Source organism: Kribbella jiaozuonensis (genome assembly GCF_005233875.1).
GTDB lineage: Bacteria > Actinomycetota > Actinomycetes > Propionibacteriales > Kribbellaceae > Kribbella > Kribbella jiaozuonensis.
This window is the reverse complement of sequence record NZ_SZPZ01000001.1, coordinates 77,200-94,778: the sequence shown is the minus strand read 5'-3', so window position 1 is coordinate 94,778 and position 17,579 is coordinate 77,200. Positions and strand designations below refer to the sequence as shown.

Below are 17,579 nucleotides of genomic sequence, written 5' to 3'. Positions count from 1 at the left end.
GGCGACACGGGCCAGCACGTCATCACCTACACCCCCGTGGACCGCGCGACGCAGGCCGCGCTTCAGATTCTGGTCACCGCTCAATCCCCATTGAGCTGATCCGATGTGGCGGCAGGCGTCCACCGGAAATAGACCGAATCGGCGAATGTCGCCGACAGCTTGCCGAGCCCCTTGATCACTGTGGCAGTACCGTTGGTGTGACCAACGGCGTACAGGTATCCGGCCTTGGTGTCCTTGTCGATGGCGATCAGGAGCGTTCCGTACTGACCGCAGCGAGCCGCGATCAGGCTCTCGAAAGTCTGCCAGGTCGCGGTACGCACCACGCGTACGATCGGCTTGGCCGGCACCGAGGTCGGGATGCGGACCGTGTAGAGGGCACCGCCGCGGGTGTTTACCAGGAAGGTGTCGTACGTCGCCGTCTTGCTGATCAACACCATCGTCTTGACCGCGGAGAACCCCGGGAACGAACGCGTGAGCCGCCAGTCGGCGTTCCAGCGGACCAGTACGCCGTCGGAGCGCAACGCGTACCGATTCGTCCGGGTGACGGCGGCTCCGCCGAACGCGGCGTACGGCGCACTCTCGAGGAACCGGTACGGCGTCCAGCCGCCCCCGATCCGATGGAGAAACTCCCGCGGCTGGGTCGGGTCGACGCGACCATCCCCGGTGATCGAGTAGTAGGTGCTCGACAGTGCGTCTCCGATCACCACCAAGCCATGCCGGTACCTACCCGTGTTGATTCCGTTCTCGTTCGCGAAGCTGGTACTGAGGCGTACTGTCCCCACGCCTCGGTAAACCTGATCCGTTGTCAGCGTCTTCAGGACGGTCGGTGGCGCGGTTGCCACCACCCTGGTCTGCGTTTGAGCTCCGGCCACCGTGTCCGACCCGAAGTCGAACCAGCATGCCGTTGTAGCACTGGCCCCACCGCTTCGCGCCGCCGCCCCCGGAGTCGCGATCGCCGCGACCAGCACGACCGCAACTCCAGCTCCCATCAGCCGTCGCCACATGATCCGCACCCTCCAGTCGACCGGTACCGCCCAGTCGATCCCCCACCTACCTCGATGCTCCGCACCCCACCACGGTTACGCAATGCGTCATCGCCCCGACCTCTCAGCCGGGCCGGGCGAAGCGGTCCCGCATCGCCGCAACCCGCACCCCGGCGAAGCCGGCCAAAAGGCAGCCGCCGCGAAGCGGTGTCCTTTGGCCGGCGCGGCGGCCTACTCGCCGTTGGCGGTGTCGTAGACGGGGATGGTTACCCAGCGGAAGTTGACCGGGTCGCTGAGGTCGCCGGCTACTTCGCCGCGGGACTGGATGACGGTGGACAGGCCGTTGGCGTGGCCAACGGCGTACAGGTAGTTCTTCTTGGTGTCCTTGTCGATGCCGAGCAGCAGCGTGCCGTACTGACCGCAGCCCATCGCCGACAGCGTCTCGAACCCCTGCCACGTGCGCGTCCGAACCTGCTTCACCACCGGCTTCATCGGGGACGCCGACGGGATCCGGATCGTGTAGAGCGCCCCGCCGCGCGTGTTCGCGAGGAAGGTGTCGTACGTCGGGGTCTTCGCGATCAGCGTCATCGTCTTGGCGGACGAGAAGCCAGGGTACGACCCGCTGGCCTGCCAGCCCTTCTCGCCGATGTTCCAGCGGTACAGCACGCCGTCGTTGCGCAGCGCGTACGACGTCGAGCGATAGATCTTCTTCGTCCCGTTGTCCGGGCTCTCGTAGTCCGAGGTCTCCAGGAACGTGAAGCTGCCCCAGCCGCCACCGACCCGGGTCAGCGACCGGTTGTCGATGGTGCCGTCCTCGTACGCCTGGTAGTAGCTGTAGTAGAGCGCGTCGCCGATCACGACGTACCCGTAGCGATCGGTGCCGGAGATGTCCGGCTCGATGGTCTGCCGCGCGCTCAGCCGGACCTGCCCGGGCGCGTACACCCCGGCGGTGGTCCAGTTGTCCGCCACCAGCGGAGGCGTCGTCGCCGTCGGGTCCGCGAAGTGGTGCCCGCCGCTCGCGGTCACCCCGCCCTGCCAGACGAAGCAGGCGCTGGCCTGCGCCGCGGTGATCTTCTTATTGGTCCCGGGGACCGTCGCTCCGGGCTTGGTCGGATCAGGCTTCGCCGCGTGGGCAGCTGCAGGCATCAATGCAGTCAGCGCGAGCGCCGCGCAGCCCGCCAAAGCAGTCAGTCGTCGATTCATGTCCACCCCTTTCACACACTCTGATACAGAGCAAGCACGAAAGGTTGCGGCTCAGTCGCCGTTGGCGACGTCGAACAGCGAGATCGGCACCCAACGGAAGTAGACCGGGTCGTCGAGCGTACCCGGGACCACACCCCGCGACAGGATCACCGTTGCCGTGCCGTTCGCATGGCCGACGGCGTACAGGTTGGCAGTCTTGGTGTCCTTGTCGATCGCCAGCAGCAGCGTGCCGTTCTTGCCGCACGACATCGCCGACAGCGTCTCGAAGCCTTGCCAGGTGCGCGTACGGACCGGTGTCACGATCGGCTTCATCGGCGAGGTCAGTGGGATCCGGATGGTGTAGAGCGCACCGCCGCGGGTGTTGGCCAGGAAGGTGTCGTACGTCGGCGTCTTCGCGATCAGCGTCATCGACTTGACCGACGCGAAGCCCGGGTACGAACCGCTCGCCCGCAGTCCTCCCCGCACCTGGTTCCAGCGGAACAGGACGCCGTCGTTGCGCAGTCCGTAGAACACGGTGTGGTTGATCTTGCCGTCCGGGTAGCTCGCGTAGTCGGCGAGCTCGATCGCGGTGAAGTTCGTCCAGCCGCCGCCGATCCGGCCGAGGCCGGGCGGGTTCGACGGATCCAGACCGCCGGCCATGTCCGTGCGATAGCCGCCGTAGTAGAGCCCGTCGCCGACGACGACGTACCCGTAACGGTCGGTGCCTCCAGGCCCCGGCTCGGACGTCTGCCGGGCACTGAGCCGGACCTGCCCAGGCTGATAGACCGCGAGGGACTGGCCCTGCTCGATCGTCGGCGGGAGGTTCGCGGTCACAGTGAGACTCCGCTGCATACCGGTCGCAGTCACCGATCCCAGCCAAACCTGGCACACCGCGCTGCCAGCTGCGTGTGCGTTCGTCGGCACTACCGTGGCGGCTATGAGCGCCGCACCTCCGGCCAAAGCCGCAATCCGTCGCTTCATGGCGTCCCCCTCACCCAGCTTGATGCGTGGAGGACGCAGAAAGTTCTTACAGTTCGGAGTAGGCAGTCACCAGGGTGGCTGCGTCGTGCTCCCAGTTGAGCTCTGCGGCGGCTGTGCGGACGCCGTCCGTGTACGTGCTGTAGTTCTCGATCACCGAGCGGACCGCAGCCGTCAGCGACTGCGCGTTGCCAGGCTCGTACAGCCCACCGAGCTTGTACTGCGTCACGACCGCACGCAGCTCGGGCAGGTCAGCGGCGACAACGGGGACGCCGGCGCGGACGGCGTGGAAGAGCTTGTTAGGAAGGGCAAGGCGGTGGTTCTCGCACGTGTTGGTGAGAGTGACGAGCGAGATGCCGTACGTCCGCAGCGTGTCGTCGACCTCGTCGATCGACCGTTCCGCGACGGTCTCCACCGGGCCCAGATCCAAGCGATAGTTGGGATCCACCGACCCCATCAGCACCGTCCGGAACGGCAACAGTTGCCGCGCCGCAGCAACAACAGTCGGCAGATCCCGGCCCGCACCCACGCGACCGGCGTACAGCAACCCCTCCGGCCGGTCCGGCGCAGCCGGTACGTCGTCAGCCCGCGGGAACGTGTTCCGTACGACGCGTACGTCGGACAACCCACGCGAACGCAACCGCTCCGCGATCCCGTCGGACACCGTGAACACCACCCGCGCACGAGACGCGAGCGAAACCTCGTACCGCCGCCCGCGCGCCCGCCACAGCGGCGTCGGCCGGCCCGGTAGCGCTCGGTCGAACCACAGCTCATGGCTGTCATAAACCAGCTTGGCCGACCACTTCGCGGCGTACTCCGCTGCGAGCTCCAACGTGTTGAAGTCATGCGCATGCACGACATCGACAGGCCCTGCCGCAGCGACAACCGGAGCGGCAGCGGTACGCCAGTGCTTCTCGGTGCGGTTGCGGTGCTCGGGCAGCAGCAACCACCGCCCGAACCGCTTCGCCAGCACCTTGGGCCCGGAATGCCCGTGCCCGACGGTCAGCCCGCCGTTCCCGGTCCGTAGACCGGAGGAGCGGGAGACCGACTCCACTGTGATCCCCGGGCCGACTTCAAAGCCGTCCGGGACGTCGCGGCCGATCACGTGCAGCGTGTGACCGGCCGCGGCCAGCGCCGTGGCCTCCCGCAGGATCCGCGAGTCCCCGGCGATCGGGGACTGCGCGATCATCAGAATCCGCACCTACTCGCCGCCGGCCTCGGTCTCGGCTCCGAGCCTGGGGCCCAGCTCGTTCTTCAGGAACGGCAGCAGTACCTCGACCGACCGGTGCCCGTCGTGCAGGTCCCGGACGTAGCCGGGGCCGGCGTCGGCGATCTTCCGGGCCGAGTCGCGCTCGGCGACCAGCCGCTCGATCACCTCGGACAGGTCGTCCGGTGTCGCCTCGGCGATCGGCAGATCGGTCGGCAGCAGGTCCCGGACCGGGTCCGCGATGTGGCCGACGGTGACCCGGCCGGCCGCCATCGCCTCGCAGGCGAAGACGCCGTACGAGCCGAGCAGCATCTGGTCGACGACGATGTCGGCGTCCTTGACCATCTCGGCCAGCTCCGCGTGCGGCACGCCCTGCACCCGCTGGTACGTGATCAGGCCGCGCGCGTCCAGATCCGTCAGTACCGGGTCGACGTACGCCGAGCCCTTGAGCGCACTGGCCGACGGCGCGTGCAGCACCACCGGAACCTCGCGCTCGAGCACCGGCCGGTTCGACGCGAAGCCCTCGACGTCGACCGCCAGCGGGATCCAGATGCCGTTCTCGACGAACTCCAGCAGGTCCGGCGTGGTCACGTAGACCGGGCCGTCGTACCCCTGCAGGTGCCGGCGCATGTTGTCGTTGCCGGACTGCAGCCGCTGGGTCAGCTCGTCCTCGGGGTTGCGGAACGGCGAGTACCGGTAGCGCGCCCGGTGCAGGGCTGGGTCGCGGATCTCCGAGCCGTGGAACAACACGCCGTGCTTGATCCCGGCCTGCTCGAGGATCGGTACGTCGGTGGTCCACATCTGCCCGCGCAGCTGACCGAACATCGGCCGCCCCGCCTCGAACAGCACATGGGTGACCTCACGCAACGCGTACGACGTCAGCTCGAGCTGCCAGCGCAGGTCGGTCCGGTACTGCTTATACGTCCCGGTGCGGTGCACCTTGAAGTCGAACGTGCCGCTGCCCGTGGTCAGCGACTCGACCTTGACGTCCGGCACCTCGCGCTCGACGGCGGTAGCCCACAGCCAGGCCTGACCGGCGCTGTTGACCGGACCGATCAGCAGGTGCGGCCGCTTCTTCTCGACCGGCCCGCCGGGGCGGACGATCTCCAGCTGCCGCCCGGTGAGCTCGCCGTACAGGGAGCGCAGGTTGGCCGCCTGGCCGGACCAGGACACCTCCTGCTGGTACACCGGGTCCGCTACCCGCTCCCGGTAGCTGTCCAGGTCCGCGAGCACCGTGCGTACCTTGGCCGCGAGGTCCGCGGTGTTCTCGGCCGCGAAGACCTCGCCGATCCGGGTCCGGTCGACGAACTCCTTCATGCTCGGCATGTCGCTGACGACCACCGGCAGGCCGGCGAAGGCGTACTCGAACAGCTTGTTCGGCAACGCCATCTCGTGGCTCGGGTAGCGCAGGATCGGGATCAGGCCGACGTCGGCGGTGCGCAGGAACGCGACCACCTCGTCGGGCTTCACCGGCTCCAGGCAGTGCAGCCGGTTGTCGACACCGAGCTCGATCGCCTGCGACTGCAGCGCACGGACCGCATCCGTCGCCACACCGGGCACGCACACAACAGCCAGGTGCACGTCCGGCAGATCGACCAGCGCCTGTACTGCGGTGTGGACGCCGCGTGCACGCGTCACACCACCGCTGTAAACCAGCAGCGGTACGTCGGAAGCCAGCCCGATCCGGCTGCGGATGTCGGCCACCTCGACCGACACGTCAGCAGGGTTCGGCGTGTTCATCACCACGGTCGGCTTCAGCTTGAGCTTGTGCTCGGCCTGCAGCCGCGTCGCGATCGCCGGACTCACGGTGACCACCCGGTCGACGTCGCCGATGTACTCGCGCTCGTGGTTGGCCCAGGCCGCGATCGAACGCCGGGTGCGCGCGCCGTACATCGACAGGCCCGCGACGTACTCGTGCGCGTCGTAGACGACCTTCAACGTGCGGCCGCGCAGCTTCGCCCGGCCGGCGGCGCGGGTGGCGACACCGATCACGTGCATGTCGTGCGCGTGCACCACGTCCGGCTCGAGGCGGTCGATCAGGTCGCCGAACGCGACCTCCAGGTCCAGCGCCTCGGGGTGCAGCTTGCGCCACGGCGCCGGCCAGGGCAGCCGGTGCAGCACACCGTCGTACGCCCGCCAGCTGAACTTGAACGGCGCGTCGGCCTTGTTGCCCACGCCCTTGCGGACCCAGCTGGCCCGCTCGGCGGCCTTCCAGCGCGCCCGGCGGAGCAGGCGGGTCCCGACGCCGGCCTTGAACTTGAGTGGATTCCGCTGGCCCGCCTTCGCCCGCGCGATCGCATGACCGGAGTCGGCCTTGAGCTCCTTCAGCTCGGCCTGGATCCGCTCGCTGCGCGCCACGTAGCTCGTGCGGTGCTTGTACCCCACCATCGGCGGCCGCCAGTTGCGTCGCGCCGTACGGCTTCGTTTCCGTTCCTCACGCAGTGCGAACGGCACCGCCACCCGGACGATCAGCGCACCGTCGAGCATCTCCCTCGACGGCAGGCCGCTGGCCGAGACCCCGAGCACAGTTACCTCTGCTCCGGTCTCGGCCAGTGCTGCGGCCTCTTTGCGGACCCTACTGTCGTTGGTGACGTCGTTCGCGACAATCATCACGACCCGCAGGTCGGCAGTTGTCACTGGCTGACCGACCTTCCGATCACAATCCGCCGCACGCCCGCCCAGCGGGCCGGGTCGGTGCGGTCACGACCGTCGACGAGTACCTGCACACCCGGCAGGTCGGCCGGGCTCAGCTGCGCGTAGTCCGCGTGGTCCGCCTGCAGCACCGCCGCGTCGACCGGAGTACCCAGCGTGTACGGCGTGAAGCCGAGGCCCTGGAGCTCCTCGTCGGTGTACAGCGGGTCGTGCACGGACACCTCGGCGCCGCGCGCCTTGAGCGCCTCGACGGCCGGGAAGACTCCGGAGAACGCCGTCTCCTTCACGCCACCACGGTACGCCGCACCGAGCACGACCACCTTCGCGCCCTTCAGGTCGCCGAAGGCGCCCTCGAGCAGGCCGATGGTGTAGTCGGGCATACCGGCGTTCGCCTCGCGGGCGGCCCGGACAACGGTTGCCTCCGGGTCGGTCCACAGGTACAGCCGCGGGTAGACCGGGATGCAGTGGCCGCCGACCGCGATCCCCGGCCGGTGGATGTGGCTGTACGGCTGCGAGTTCGACGCCTCGATCACGGCGTGTACGTCGATGCCGTTCTGGCCGGCGAACCGGGCGAACTGGTTCGCCAGGCCGATGTTCACGTCGCGGTAGGTGGTCTCGGCCAGCTTCGCCAGCTCCGACGCCTCGGCCGAACCGAGGTCCCAGACGCCGTTCGCCCGCGGCAGGTCGGGACGCTCGTCGAAGTCCAGCACCGCCTCGTAGAAGGCGATGGCGCGCTTCGCGCCCTCCTCGGACAGACCGCCGACCAGCTTCGGGTACTTGCGCAGGTCCGCGAAGACCCGGCCGGTCAGGACCCGCTCCGGCGAGAACACCAGGTGGAAGTCCGTGCCCTCGGTCAGACCGGAGATCTCCTCGATCATCGGCTTCCACCGGTTGCGGGTGGTGCCGACCGGCAGCGTGGTCTCGTAGCTGACCAGGGTGCCGGGGCTGAGGTGCTCGGCCAGCGAACGGGTTGCGTTCTCCATCCAGCCGAACTCGGGCTCGCCGGTCTTCTCGTCGACGAACAGCGGCACGACCACGACGACCGCGTCGCTGTTCGGGATGGCGTCCGCGTAGTCCGTGGTCGCCCGCAGACGGCCGTCGGCCACGGTCTCGGCGAGCAGCTCCTGCAGGTGGGCCTCACCCGGGAACGGCTCCTTGCCGGCGTTCACCAGCTCGACGAACTTCTCGTTGATGTCGACGCCGACGACCTGATGACCCTTGGCCGCGAACTGGACCGCCAACGGCAGTCCGATCTTGCCTAAGGCAACAACACTGACACGCACAGGTTCTCCACTAGGTAGTGATTCTTCATCGGGGGCCCCGGAGCTTCCGTTCCAGCGGGTGCTCGACGAACTTGAAGAGCAGCCACGAGGCAATGATCGAGATGACGAGGACACCGGCGTACCACGTCAGGTTGGACCAGCCGATCGGGCCGGCCACACCGTGCTGCTCCTTGATCGCGTACAGGATCGTGGCGTGCACGAGGTAGAAGGCGTAGGACCACTGGCCGAGCGCGACCATCGGCTTGCTGCGCAGCAGCGACCGGCCGCCGCGGGTGTCGCGGGCCGCGACCGCGAGGATCAGGAAGCCGTACAGGAAGGTCAGGATCTCCTTCTGGCACAGGCCCATGGTGACCGCGCCCGGGAAGTTCGCCGGGTGCGCACCGGAGTACCAGAGGATATAGAGGCCGCCGCCGGTGACCAGGAACGCGAACCACACCGGGATCCGCGGCTTCCAGCCCGACCGCAGCGAGATCGCCAGACCGATACCGAACAGGAAAGCGACCGAATGCAGGACCGGTTGCGGCAGGATCGGTACGACGTCCTTGTAATGGAACAACGCCAATCGATAGGCGCCGCCGGCCACGATCACCGTGACGCACAGGATCAGGCCGCCGGTCGTCTTCAACCGCTGCGTGGCCCGCCAGACGAACGGGAAGTAGGCGTAGAAGAACGCCTCGACCGACAGCGTCCAGCCCGCCGGGTTTCCGCCGTACAGGATGGTCGGGTTGTTCGACCAGCCGTGCACCAGGAACAGCGACAGCACCAGCACGCCCACCGAGATCGGCTTGATCCACGACATCCCGGCGGGCGGGTCGGCCCGGTAGAAGACGAAGAACGCCGCGACCAGCGTGAGGAAGTACAGCGGGAAGATCCGGGCGAACCGGCGCCGGTAGAACGTCCGGATCTTCGTGCCCTTCTGGGCAGACCAGGTGAGCACGAAACCGGACAGCACGAAGAAGAACGTGACCCCGGAGGTGCCGTACTTCAGGAAGTCGTAGATCGGCAGCGGCGCCAGGTTGGTCATGTGGTGGCAGAACACGAAGAAGGCCGCCCACCAGCGCAGGCCGGTGAGCGACTCGACTCGTGGTAGCCGTCCGCTGCGGGAAGCCGGCGGTGTACCGGACTCCCCGGGGAAGGCACTGAACGGCGCGCCGGGCGGCGGGGTCCCCACATCTGTCGACCCAGGCAGCTCCTGGGTCGACGGCGTCTGGTTCTCTTCGGCGGCCTTCGTCATGTAGTTACTCCGCGAGAGTGGCAACGACACGCTCAGCAGCGTGGCCGTCGCCGTAGGGCATCGGGCGTTCCCCCGTGGGAGCCGGCCGTGCGGCCAACTCGGGCAGCTTACTCACGTCGGATGTCAACACGTTCCACCCGTCCTCCAGCGTCTCCACCCACTCGGTCTCGGTGCGCAGCGTCGTGCACACCCGGCCGAGCAGGAAGGCCTCCTTCTGGAGACCGCCGGAGTCCGTCACCACACCGGCCGAACCGAGGACGGCCGAGACCATCTCCGGGTACGCCAACGGCTCGCGGACGTGCAGCGACCCGTCCGGACGCTCGAGCTTGATGCCGTGCTCGGCGCACTTCGCGACCAGCCGCGGGTGGGCCAGCAGCAGCACCGGCGAGCCGGCCGCGGCCAGACCGTCGACGATCCCGGCAAGTCGCGCCGGGTCGTCGGTGTTCTCGGCCCGGTGGATGGTCGAGACGACGTACTCGCCCTGCTTGAACGGCAGGTCGAGCGGCTTGTCCTGGACCGCGTCGCGGACCCGGAAGCAGACGTCGGTCATGACGTCGCCGACCAGGCGCGACTTGTCCGTCAGGCCCTCGTTCGCCAGGTGGTCCATCGCCACCTGGGTCGGCGCGAGCAGCAGGTCGGCCGCGTGGTCGGTCAGCACCCGGTTGTGCTCCTCCGGCATCAGCCGGTTGAACGAGCGCAGGCCGGCCTCGAGGTGCGCGACCGGCAGGTGCATCTTCACCGCGGACAGGGCGCCGGCGAGCGTCGAGTTCGTGTCGCCGTACACCAGCACCCAGTCCGGCTTGTGCTCGTCCAGTACGGCGTCCATCGCGGCCAGCATCGCGCCGGTCTGGACGCCGTGGCTGCCGGACCCGACGCCCAGGTGGACGTCCGGGTCCGGGATGCGCAGGTCGGCGAAGAACACGTCGGACATGTTCTTGTCGTAGTGCTGCCCGGTGTGCACGATCACGTGCTGGTGCTCGGTCGCGGCAAATGCCTCCGCGACCGGCGCCAGCTTCACGAACTGTGGGCGAGCCCCGACAACACTCAGAACCTTCATGACTACGCGGACTCCCCGGCGATCTTGATCGTGCGGTCCTCGGCAGCCGACTGGATCACGGCCTCGGCGACCGCCACGGTGCGCAGACCCTGCTGCAGCGTGACGATGTCGGCCTCCTTGCCCAGTACGGCGTCGCGGAAGGCCTCGTGCTCGGTCTTCAGCGGCTCCGGCTTGCTGATCGCGTACCGGATCATGTCGCCCTCGCTGACACCGCGGAAGTGCGCGACGTCGTCCCAGGCGGTGGCAACCGTGCCGTTGGCGTGGAAGGACAGGTCGGCGAGCAGGGTGTCGGCGATGAACGCGCCCTTCTCACCGGTGACGACGGTGAGCCGCTCCTTCATCGGGGACAGCCAGTTGACCAGGTGGCTGGTGACGGTACCGTCGGCCAGCTTGCCGGTCACGGCGATCAGGTCCTCGTACTGCCGGCCCGACTTGTGGGCGCTCTGCGCGGACACCGTGACGAACGGCGACTGCGTCACCCACGCGGTCAGGTCGATGTCGTGGGTGGCCAGGTCGAGCACCACGCCGACGTCGGCGATCCGGGCCGGGAACGGGCCCTGGCGACGGGTGGTGATCTGGTAGATGTCACCCAGCTCGCCGGCCTCGAGCCGCACCCGCAGCGCCTGCAGCGCCGGGTTGTACCGCTCGATGTGGCCGACCGCGCCGACCAGCCCGGCCGCCTCGAACGCCTTCGCGATCTCGGTCGCCTCGGACGAGGAGCCGGCCAGCGGCTTCTCGATCATCGCGTGTACGCCGGCCTCGGCCAGCGCCTTCGCGATCTCGGCGTGGTACTGCGTCGGCACCGCGACCATGCAGTAGTCGAGGTTCTCGCCGATCAGCTGCTCGATGTTCTCGTGCACCGGACGACCGCCGGCCACGTTGAACTTGTCACCCCCCGGGTCGGCGACCGCAACCAGGTCGACGCCCTCGAGGGAGGCCAGCACGCGAGCGTGGTGCCGTCCCATCATGCCCAGGCCGATCAGGCCCGCACGCAGGTTCGCCATTGTCACGCACCCGCCTTCGCCACGGTGTTCACCGCGGCCACGATCCGGTTCAGGTCATCCTCGGACAGCGAGGGGTGGACCGGCAGCGAGAGCACCTCGGCCGCGGCCTTCTCGGTCTCCGGCAGGTCCAGCTCGCGCTGGAACGACGGGAGCCGGTGGTTCGGGATCGGGTAGTACACGCCGCAGCCGACGCCGTACTCGGTCCGGAGCGCGTTCGCGAATCCGTCGCGGTCCTCGGTGACCCGGATCGTGTACTGGTGGTACACGTGGCTGGCCTCGGCGGCCACGGCCGGGACGCCGACACCGGCGAGGTTCGCGTCCAGGAAGGCCGCGTTCTCCTGCCGCTGCTTGGTCCAGCCGCCGACCTTGGTCAGCTGCACGCGGCCGATGGCGGCGTGCAGGTCGGTCATCCGGTTGTTCAGGCCGACGACCTCGTTCTCGTACTGCTTGAGCATGCCCTGGTTGCGGAACAGCCGCATCCGGCGCTCGATCTCGGCGTTCGCGACCGAGTTCATACCGCCCTCACCGGACGTCATGTTCTTGGTCGGGTACAGGCTGAACATCGCGAACTCGCCGAAGGTACCGACCGGCGCGCCGTTCCAGGTGGCGCCGTGGGCCTGCGCGGCGTCCTCGTAGATCTGGATGCCGTGCTTGTCCGCGATCTCCTGCAGAGCGGTCATGTTGGCCGGGTGACCGAACAGGTGCACCGGCATGACGGCCTTGGTCTTCTCGGTGATCGCTGCCTCGACCGCCTTCGGGTCCAGGCAGAAGTACGTCGGCTCGATGTCGACGAACACCGGGGTGGCGCCGGTCAGCGCGACGCTGTTCGCGGTCGCGGCGAAGGTGAACGACGGGACGATGACCTCGTCACCCGGTCCGACGCCCGCGGCCAGCAGGCCGAGGTGGAGACCCGACGTGCCCGAGTTCGTCGCGACGCACGCACGGCCGGAGACCAGCGCTGCGCCGAACTCCTGCTCGAACGCCGCTACCTCGGGGCCCTGGGCCAGCATGCCGGACTGCATGACACGGTCGACGGCCTCGCGCTCCTCCTTCCCGATGATCGGCTTCGCGGCCGGAATCGGCTGCACCATCAGTTCTCCTCCAGGTTTTCTTCGGCCGGCCGCAGCCGCCCGTCGGTTTCGATGTACATCTCGCCCGTGTTCGGGCACTTCCACTCGCCGTCACCGACGGAGAGCAGCGGAACTCCGGCCTTGCCGACCCACTTGAGCCGACGAGCCGGAACCCCGGCGACCAGCGCGAAGTCTGGCACGTCCTTGGTCACCACTGCACCAGCGGCGACGGTAGCCCAGCGGCCGATGGTGACCGGGGCCACGCAGACGCTGCGCGCACCGAGCGAGCAGCCTTCCTTCATCGTCACCCCGACCGGTTCCCAGTCGTGCCCGCTCTTCGGCGACCCGTCCGGGTTCACCGCGCGCGGGAAGTAGTCGTTGGTGAGTACGACGGCCGGTCCGATGAACACACCGTCCTCGAGCGAGGCGGGCTCGTACACCAGCGCGTAGTTCTGGATCTTGCAGTTGTCGCCCATCCGGACCCCGGTCCCGACGTAGGCGCCGCGGCCGACGATGCAGTTCTTGCCGAGGACGGCGTTCTCGCGGATCTGCGCGAGGTGCCAGACCGACGATCCGTCGCCGATCTGGGCGCTGTCGTCGACGTCGGCGGATGGCGCGATGCGGGACGTCACAGGGTCTCCTTCTGGGTCAGCCAGGGTTTCAGTACTTCGGCCGAGCGGCGTCCGTCGTGCAGCTCCGTCACGAATCCGGGGCCGTCGGCCGCCCGCTCGGCGGCGGCGTCACGATCGGCGATCAGACCGGTGACGACCTCACCCAGGGTGTCGGGATCCGCCTCCACGATCGGCACCTCTCGCCCGGCCAGACTACGCACCCGCTGGCGCACGCCGTCACCGACGTACGAAACGACGATCCGCCCGGCGGCCAGCGCTTCCGCGGCCGCCACGCCGTACAGGCCGATGTGGAGTTGGTCGACAACGATGTCGGCGTCACCGATCACGGCCGGCATGCCGCTGTGCGGTACGCCGGTGATCCGCCGGTACTCGATCCGTCCGCTCTCGTGCAGTGCGGTGAGGACGGCGTCGATCTCCTCGGTGCCCTTGAGCTTGGCGTTCGACGGAACGTGAGCAACGACGGGCTTCTCGTGGCTGAACAGCGGCCGCGCCGCCTGCTGCCACGGCACCGGGTCGATCGCGACCGGAAGCCAGTGCGCGTTCGGTACGTCGTCCAGCAGGTCGACCGTGGAGACGAAGACCGGAAGGTTCAGCGACTCGACCAGCTCGGCGTGCCGGCGGGCCTGCGTCTCGAGCCGCTCGGTCAGCTCGTCACCCGGGGTGAACGGCGACCACTGCTCGCGCTTCGCGTGCCGGCTGGGCAGGCGGATGTCGGAGCCGTGGAAGAGCAGCGAGACGTTGATGCCCTTCGCAAGCATCGCCTCGATGTCGGGGGTTGCGTCCGCGTAGCCGCGCGCGCCGAAGACCGGGCGCAGCGACTCGACCATCACGTGCGTGTAGTTCGACAGGATGTGCTGCTGCTGCGCGCGCTGCCAACGGGGCTGGCCGAACCATGCCAGCGGTACGCCGTAGTCGACTGCGAACTGGAACTGCCCCTTGCGCTGCAGGACGAACGAGACCGCGTCGACGCCGTCGACGGTCCGGGCGGCCCGTGCCCAGGCGTTGCCCTGACCGGCGGAGTTGGTCGGTCCGACCCACATCCGCACCGGCGTCGTCGCTGCCGGCGGGAACGCCGGCAGCTGCGCGAACGAGTACCGCAAGCCCCGCAGCCGCCGCCGGACCGCTCCCGCGGTCCGGGCCAGCGGCGCCGGCAGGTGCTCGCGGATACTCATCGTCGTCGTGTCACCCATTACCTGCTGGTGCCTTCAACTGGTCGAACTCGCGGCGGGCGGCCGGCAGACCGAGCACCACCGGGGTGCTCGCCTTCCGCTGGCCGAGGTTCCAGCCGGCCCAGATCGCACCGGCATCCAGCGCCACGACAACATCCGCCTTGTCGATGGTCGCCATCACGTCACGACGGCTGAGCACGCGCTCCCAGTAGTTCTTCCCGAGATCATTGGTTGCCCGCTGCCCCCGGATGAACTTCACCGGCGCCGACGTCTTAATTGCCTTAGGCAACATCCGCCCAGCAACCTTACGAGCCTTGCGGGCACGCCACTCCACAGCCTTCACGACCCGCTTGGCACCGGTCGGCTTGGGCTTCGGTGCAGGCTTCGGCTGAGGCGCGGCAGCTGCTACCTCCGCGGCGGCCGGGGCGATCTTCGCCTCGTCGGCAACCACGGTCTCCGGGGCGGCTACTGCCTCGGGAGCGATGACGGCGTCCGGGGCTTCGTCGGATGCTTCGACCTCGGGCTCGGGGGCGGGCTGGGCCGGCATGCGACCCGGGCCGATCAGCGTGAAGGTGTTGACCTTGTCGGCAACCCACGCGGACGGGGCTACCCAGCCGACGACGTCGATTGTGATGTTCTGGTCACCGAGGTCCTCGCGGACCTGGTCGAAGTACGTCGGCGGAAGACGACGCGTGGACAGCAGTACGACGGTGCTCATGCGGCAACCCCCTTCACAGACGCAGCCAGCGACTCGATCCGCGGATCCAGCTGCAGGTCCCGCCGGTACGACGCACCGAACTCACGCGCCTTCGCCCGGATCCCTTCGTCCGCGGTCCGCGCCGCGTGCGCCGCCTCGACCAGCGCCGCCGCGATCGCCTCCGGCGTCACGTCCGACACCGGGAACCACAACGGATGACCCCGCAGAACGTCGGACGCCGCGTTCTCCGGGTCGTGCACCGACACCACCGGCAAGCCGGTCGCGAGGTACTCGAACACCTTGCCGCTGGTGACGTAACGCCCCTTGCCCAGCATCAGCAGCTGCGCGTCGAACTCGTCGTACGCCTTGGCGATCTCGGCCTTGCCGACCGGCCCCTCGTAGCTGACCCCGGCATCGGCCGCGCTGTTGATCGTCGCGAGCATGTCGGCCCGCGGCTGCGCGTAGTACCCGAGGTAGCCGTGGATCTTGGCCTTTGCGCCGGCCAGTTCCTCGGACTGCTCCTTGGCGAGCTTCCAGCCCTCGACGAACTCGGCCAGCGGCACCTTCGGCGACACCGTCCCGACGTACCCGAAGACCAGCGGGCGATCGGTGACCGCGCCACGGTCGGCGGTGTCCGGCACCAGGTCGGGGTCGAACCCGTTCGCGACCGTGTGCATCTTCGACGCCTGCGCCGGGTAGAGCTTCTCGTGCCACTCCTTGATCGGGTCGTTCACGAACCAGACCTCGCGAGCGGACTCGACCAGCTTCTTCTCCCACTTGGCCGCCCGGCTGTTCGGCTCGTGCAGCCGGTCGCCGGTGAACACGTCCAGCAGCCACGCGTCGCGGTAGTCCATCACGTACGGCACCTGGAACTTCTTGTGCAGGTGGTACGCCGCGGTGAACGCGACATGCGGGTTCGCGGTGGCGACGGTCAGGTCCACCTTGTTCGCCTTGTGGATCTGCTCGGCGGCCTTCTCGATCACCGAGCGCCAGGGCCCGTACCCGGTCTCCGGGAACGGGATCTGGTCCTGCTTGGTGCGCCACTTGCTCCACAGCTTCGGGTTCTGCGCCCGGCGCTTGGACCACTTGCGCAGATCGGCTTCGAGGATCGGCCACTCGAACGGCACCCGGACAACCTCGACGGAGGGGTCGACCCGCTCCTCGAGGGTCAGGTCCGCACCGGTGAACCGGAAGAAGGTGTCGCGGTCGGCCGTCAGCACGGTCACCTTCCAGCCGAGCGCGGCGAACCGGTTGGCCGTGGCCAGTGCCCGGTAGACACCGCCGCCCCGGCAGGGCGGGAAGCCCCAGGCGACGTACAACAGGTGAGGGCGGTCGGTCATGCACTTCCCTTTAGCAGTTTGAGAATCGCGTCGGCCAGGTCGTCGTACGGCGTGGTCGTGGGCAGATGTTCCGCCGCCCACTGCAGTGCATGGTCGTGCAACTTCTCCAGCTCACCGGGGTCCGCGGACCAGCGCCGCAAGGTCTCGGCGGCCTCCGCCACCGAGTCCACCAGGACTCCGCCACCGGACTCCTCGATCACCCGGGTCTGCCGGGGCAGCCGGGTGGACAGCACGGGAAGACCGCTGGCGAGGTACTCGTAGATCTTGGACGGCATCGCTTCGATGAACGCCGGGGTCGGCTGCAGCATGGCCAGGCTCGCCCAGGCACCCTGCGCGATCCGCCAGGCGTCCGCGGGTGGCTGGCGCCCGTGCAACCGGACACGGCCGGCCAGCTCGGGCTCCTCGATCCGGGCCTCCAGCCGCTCCCGGTCCGACGGTGCGACCGGGCCGACCAGGTCGAGAGACCACTCCGGCGCCGCGGCGACGGTCTCGACCATGTCGAAGAGTCCACGGCTCTCGCGCAGGTCACCGACGTACACAGCGCGCGGTGCGCCGGTCGCCGGGGCCGGGGCCAGGAAGCCGTGGTCAGGAAGGTTCTGCACCACCAGGCGGTGCTTGGCGTGGTGCGGTGCCAGGTGCGAGTCGGCGACGACCGTGAGGTCGGCGCCCGCGGCCAGCTTCGACCCGGCGCGGACGATCAGCCGGGCCGGCAGACCGGCAGGGCCCTTGGCCCAGGCCCGGTCGGCCAGCAGTCGCTCATAGTCCTCGTGGACATCGACGACGAGCTTGCGCCGCCGCAGGCCGGTGACGAGACGGGCGATCGGGATCATGTCCGGATCGACCGTCATCACCACCTTCGCCTTGGTCCGCCACGGCAGTACGGCGGTCCGGGCCAGCCGCTGCACCATCGTGCCGCGCGGTCCGGCGTGCACGACCGCGCCCGCGGGCCCGCCACTGGCCTCACCCAGGCCCCAGAGCTCGACCGTGAGGTCGCGCTGCTGCAGGGCCGCGGTGATCTTGTGCAGGCGCGCGTCGGCGACGTCGTGACCGGTCGTGATGATCCCCACGTCCGGCGCCGTGCTGCGTGACAT

15 protein-coding genes are annotated in these 17,579 nt (G+C 68.8%); all 15 read right to left on the bottom strand.

The annotated features are described in order from the left end of the window. Nucleotides 1–80 precede the first annotated feature (80 nt). The 15 genes from FDA38_RS00485 to FDA38_RS00415 all read right to left on the bottom strand — a co-directional run bounded on the left by FDA38_RS00485 (nucleotide 81) and on the right by FDA38_RS00415 (nucleotide 17,579). Nucleotides 81–1,004: a hypothetical protein gene (locus tag FDA38_RS00485; RefSeq protein WP_202877511.1), complete on the bottom strand. Its 924-nt coding sequence runs from the start codon at nucleotides 1,002–1,004 to the stop codon at nucleotides 81–83. Between the two features lie 210 nt (nucleotides 1,005–1,214). Further along, entirely contained in the window at nucleotides 1,215–2,186 is a 972-nt protein-coding gene (locus tag FDA38_RS00480) for a hypothetical protein (protein WP_137252095.1), read from the bottom strand. A gap of 51 nt (nucleotides 2,187–2,237) precedes the next feature. Beyond that, nucleotides 2,238–3,146, bottom strand: coding sequence for a hypothetical protein (locus FDA38_RS00475; protein WP_137252094.1), 909 nt, complete (start codon nucleotides 3,144–3,146; stop codon nucleotides 2,238–2,240). 46 nt (nucleotides 3,147–3,192) lie between these two features. Continuing rightward, entirely contained in the window at nucleotides 3,193–4,332 is a 1,140-nt protein-coding gene (locus FDA38_RS00470; RefSeq protein WP_137252093.1) for a glycosyltransferase, read from the bottom strand. A gap of 12 nt (nucleotides 4,333–4,344) precedes the next feature. Then, on the bottom strand, nucleotides 4,345–6,987 hold the full coding sequence (locus FDA38_RS00465) for a glycosyltransferase family 4 protein (RefSeq protein ID WP_137252092.1): 2,643 nt from the start codon (nucleotides 6,985–6,987) through the stop codon (nucleotides 4,345–4,347). Further along, complete coding sequence (locus tag FDA38_RS00460; protein WP_137252091.1) at nucleotides 6,984–8,285, bottom strand: nucleotide sugar dehydrogenase; 1,302 nt, start codon at nucleotides 8,283–8,285, stop codon at nucleotides 6,984–6,986. Before FDA38_RS00460 ends, FDA38_RS00465 begins: the two co-directional genes overlap by 4 nt. Nucleotides 8,286–8,310: 25 nt before the next feature. Further along, complete coding sequence (locus FDA38_RS00455; protein WP_137252090.1) at nucleotides 8,311–9,519, bottom strand: acyltransferase family protein; 1,209 nt, start codon at nucleotides 9,517–9,519, stop codon at nucleotides 8,311–8,313. A 4-nt stretch (nucleotides 9,520–9,523) separates the two neighbouring features. Next, the gene (wecB, locus tag FDA38_RS00450) at nucleotides 9,524–10,576 is read right to left on the bottom strand and encodes a non-hydrolyzing UDP-N-acetylglucosamine 2-epimerase (protein ID WP_137252089.1); all 1,053 of its coding nucleotides are present in this window, start codon (nucleotides 10,574–10,576) and stop codon (nucleotides 9,524–9,526) included. A gap of 2 nt (nucleotides 10,577–10,578) precedes the next feature. After that, the gene (locus tag FDA38_RS00445) at nucleotides 10,579–11,580 is read right to left on the bottom strand and encodes a Gfo/Idh/MocA family protein (protein WP_137252088.1); all 1,002 of its coding nucleotides are present in this window, start codon (nucleotides 11,578–11,580) and stop codon (nucleotides 10,579–10,581) included. Between the two features lie 2 nt (nucleotides 11,581–11,582). After that, complete coding sequence (locus FDA38_RS00440) at nucleotides 11,583–12,674, bottom strand: DegT/DnrJ/EryC1/StrS family aminotransferase (protein ID WP_137254034.1); 1,092 nt, start codon at nucleotides 12,672–12,674, stop codon at nucleotides 11,583–11,585. Further along, nucleotides 12,671–13,282, bottom strand: coding sequence for an acyltransferase (locus FDA38_RS00435; RefSeq protein ID WP_137252087.1), 612 nt, complete (start codon nucleotides 13,280–13,282; stop codon nucleotides 12,671–12,673). Before FDA38_RS00435 ends, FDA38_RS00440 begins: the two co-directional genes overlap by 4 nt. After that, entirely contained in the window at nucleotides 13,279–14,472 is a 1,194-nt protein-coding gene (locus tag FDA38_RS00430; RefSeq protein WP_137252086.1) for a hypothetical protein, read from the bottom strand. Before FDA38_RS00430 ends, FDA38_RS00435 begins: the two co-directional genes overlap by 4 nt. Continuing rightward, nucleotides 14,465–15,169 carry a hypothetical protein gene (locus tag FDA38_RS00425; RefSeq protein ID WP_137252085.1) on the bottom strand — a complete coding sequence of 235 codons (705 nt, stop codon included), beginning with the start codon at nucleotides 15,167–15,169 and terminating at the stop codon, nucleotides 14,465–14,467. Before FDA38_RS00425 ends, FDA38_RS00430 begins: the two co-directional genes overlap by 8 nt. Further along, nucleotides 15,166–16,488 carry a glycosyltransferase gene (locus tag FDA38_RS00420; protein WP_233714437.1) on the bottom strand — a complete coding sequence of 441 codons (1,323 nt, stop codon included), beginning with the start codon at nucleotides 16,486–16,488 and terminating at the stop codon, nucleotides 15,166–15,168. Before FDA38_RS00420 ends, FDA38_RS00425 begins: the two co-directional genes overlap by 4 nt. Beyond that, nucleotides 16,485–17,579 carry a glycosyltransferase gene (locus tag FDA38_RS00415; RefSeq protein WP_137252084.1) on the bottom strand — a complete coding sequence of 365 codons (1,095 nt, stop codon included), beginning with the start codon at nucleotides 17,577–17,579 and terminating at the stop codon, nucleotides 16,485–16,487. Before FDA38_RS00415 ends, FDA38_RS00420 begins: the two co-directional genes overlap by 4 nt.

Coding starts and splice junctions, on each gene's coding strand:
- FDA38_RS00485 (WP_202877511.1), bottom strand. CDS start 1,004: ATGTGGCGACGGCTGATGGGAGCTGGAGTTGCGGTCGTGCTGGTCGCG.
- FDA38_RS00480 (WP_137252095.1), bottom strand. CDS start 2,186: ATGAATCGACGACTGACTGCTTTGGCGGGCTGCGCGGCGCTCGCGCTG.
- FDA38_RS00475 (WP_137252094.1), bottom strand. CDS start 3,146: ATGAAGCGACGGATTGCGGCTTTGGCCGGAGGTGCGGCGCTCATAGCC.
- FDA38_RS00470 (WP_137252093.1), bottom strand. CDS start 4,332: ATGATCGCGCAGTCCCCGATCGCCGGGGACTCGCGGATCCTGCGGGAG.
- FDA38_RS00455 (WP_137252090.1), bottom strand. CDS start 9,519: ATGACGAAGGCCGCCGAAGAGAACCAGACGCCGTCGACCCAGGAGCTG.
- wecB (WP_137252089.1), bottom strand. CDS start 10,576: ATGAAGGTTCTGAGTGTTGTCGGGGCTCGCCCACAGTTCGTGAAGCTG.
- FDA38_RS00445 (WP_137252088.1), bottom strand. CDS start 11,580: ATGGCGAACCTGCGTGCGGGCCTGATCGGCCTGGGCATGATGGGACGG.
- FDA38_RS00430 (WP_137252086.1), bottom strand. CDS start 14,472: ATGGGTGACACGACGACGATGAGTATCCGCGAGCACCTGCCGGCGCCG.
- FDA38_RS00425 (WP_137252085.1), bottom strand. CDS start 15,169: ATGAGCACCGTCGTACTGCTGTCCACGCGTCGTCTTCCGCCGACGTAC.
- FDA38_RS00420 (WP_233714437.1), bottom strand. CDS start 16,488: ATGACCGACCGCCCTCACCTGTTGTACGTCGCCTGGGGCTTCCCGCCC.
- FDA38_RS00415 (WP_137252084.1), bottom strand. CDS start 17,579: ATGTCACGCAGCACGGCGCCGGACGTGGGGATCATCACGACCGGTCAC.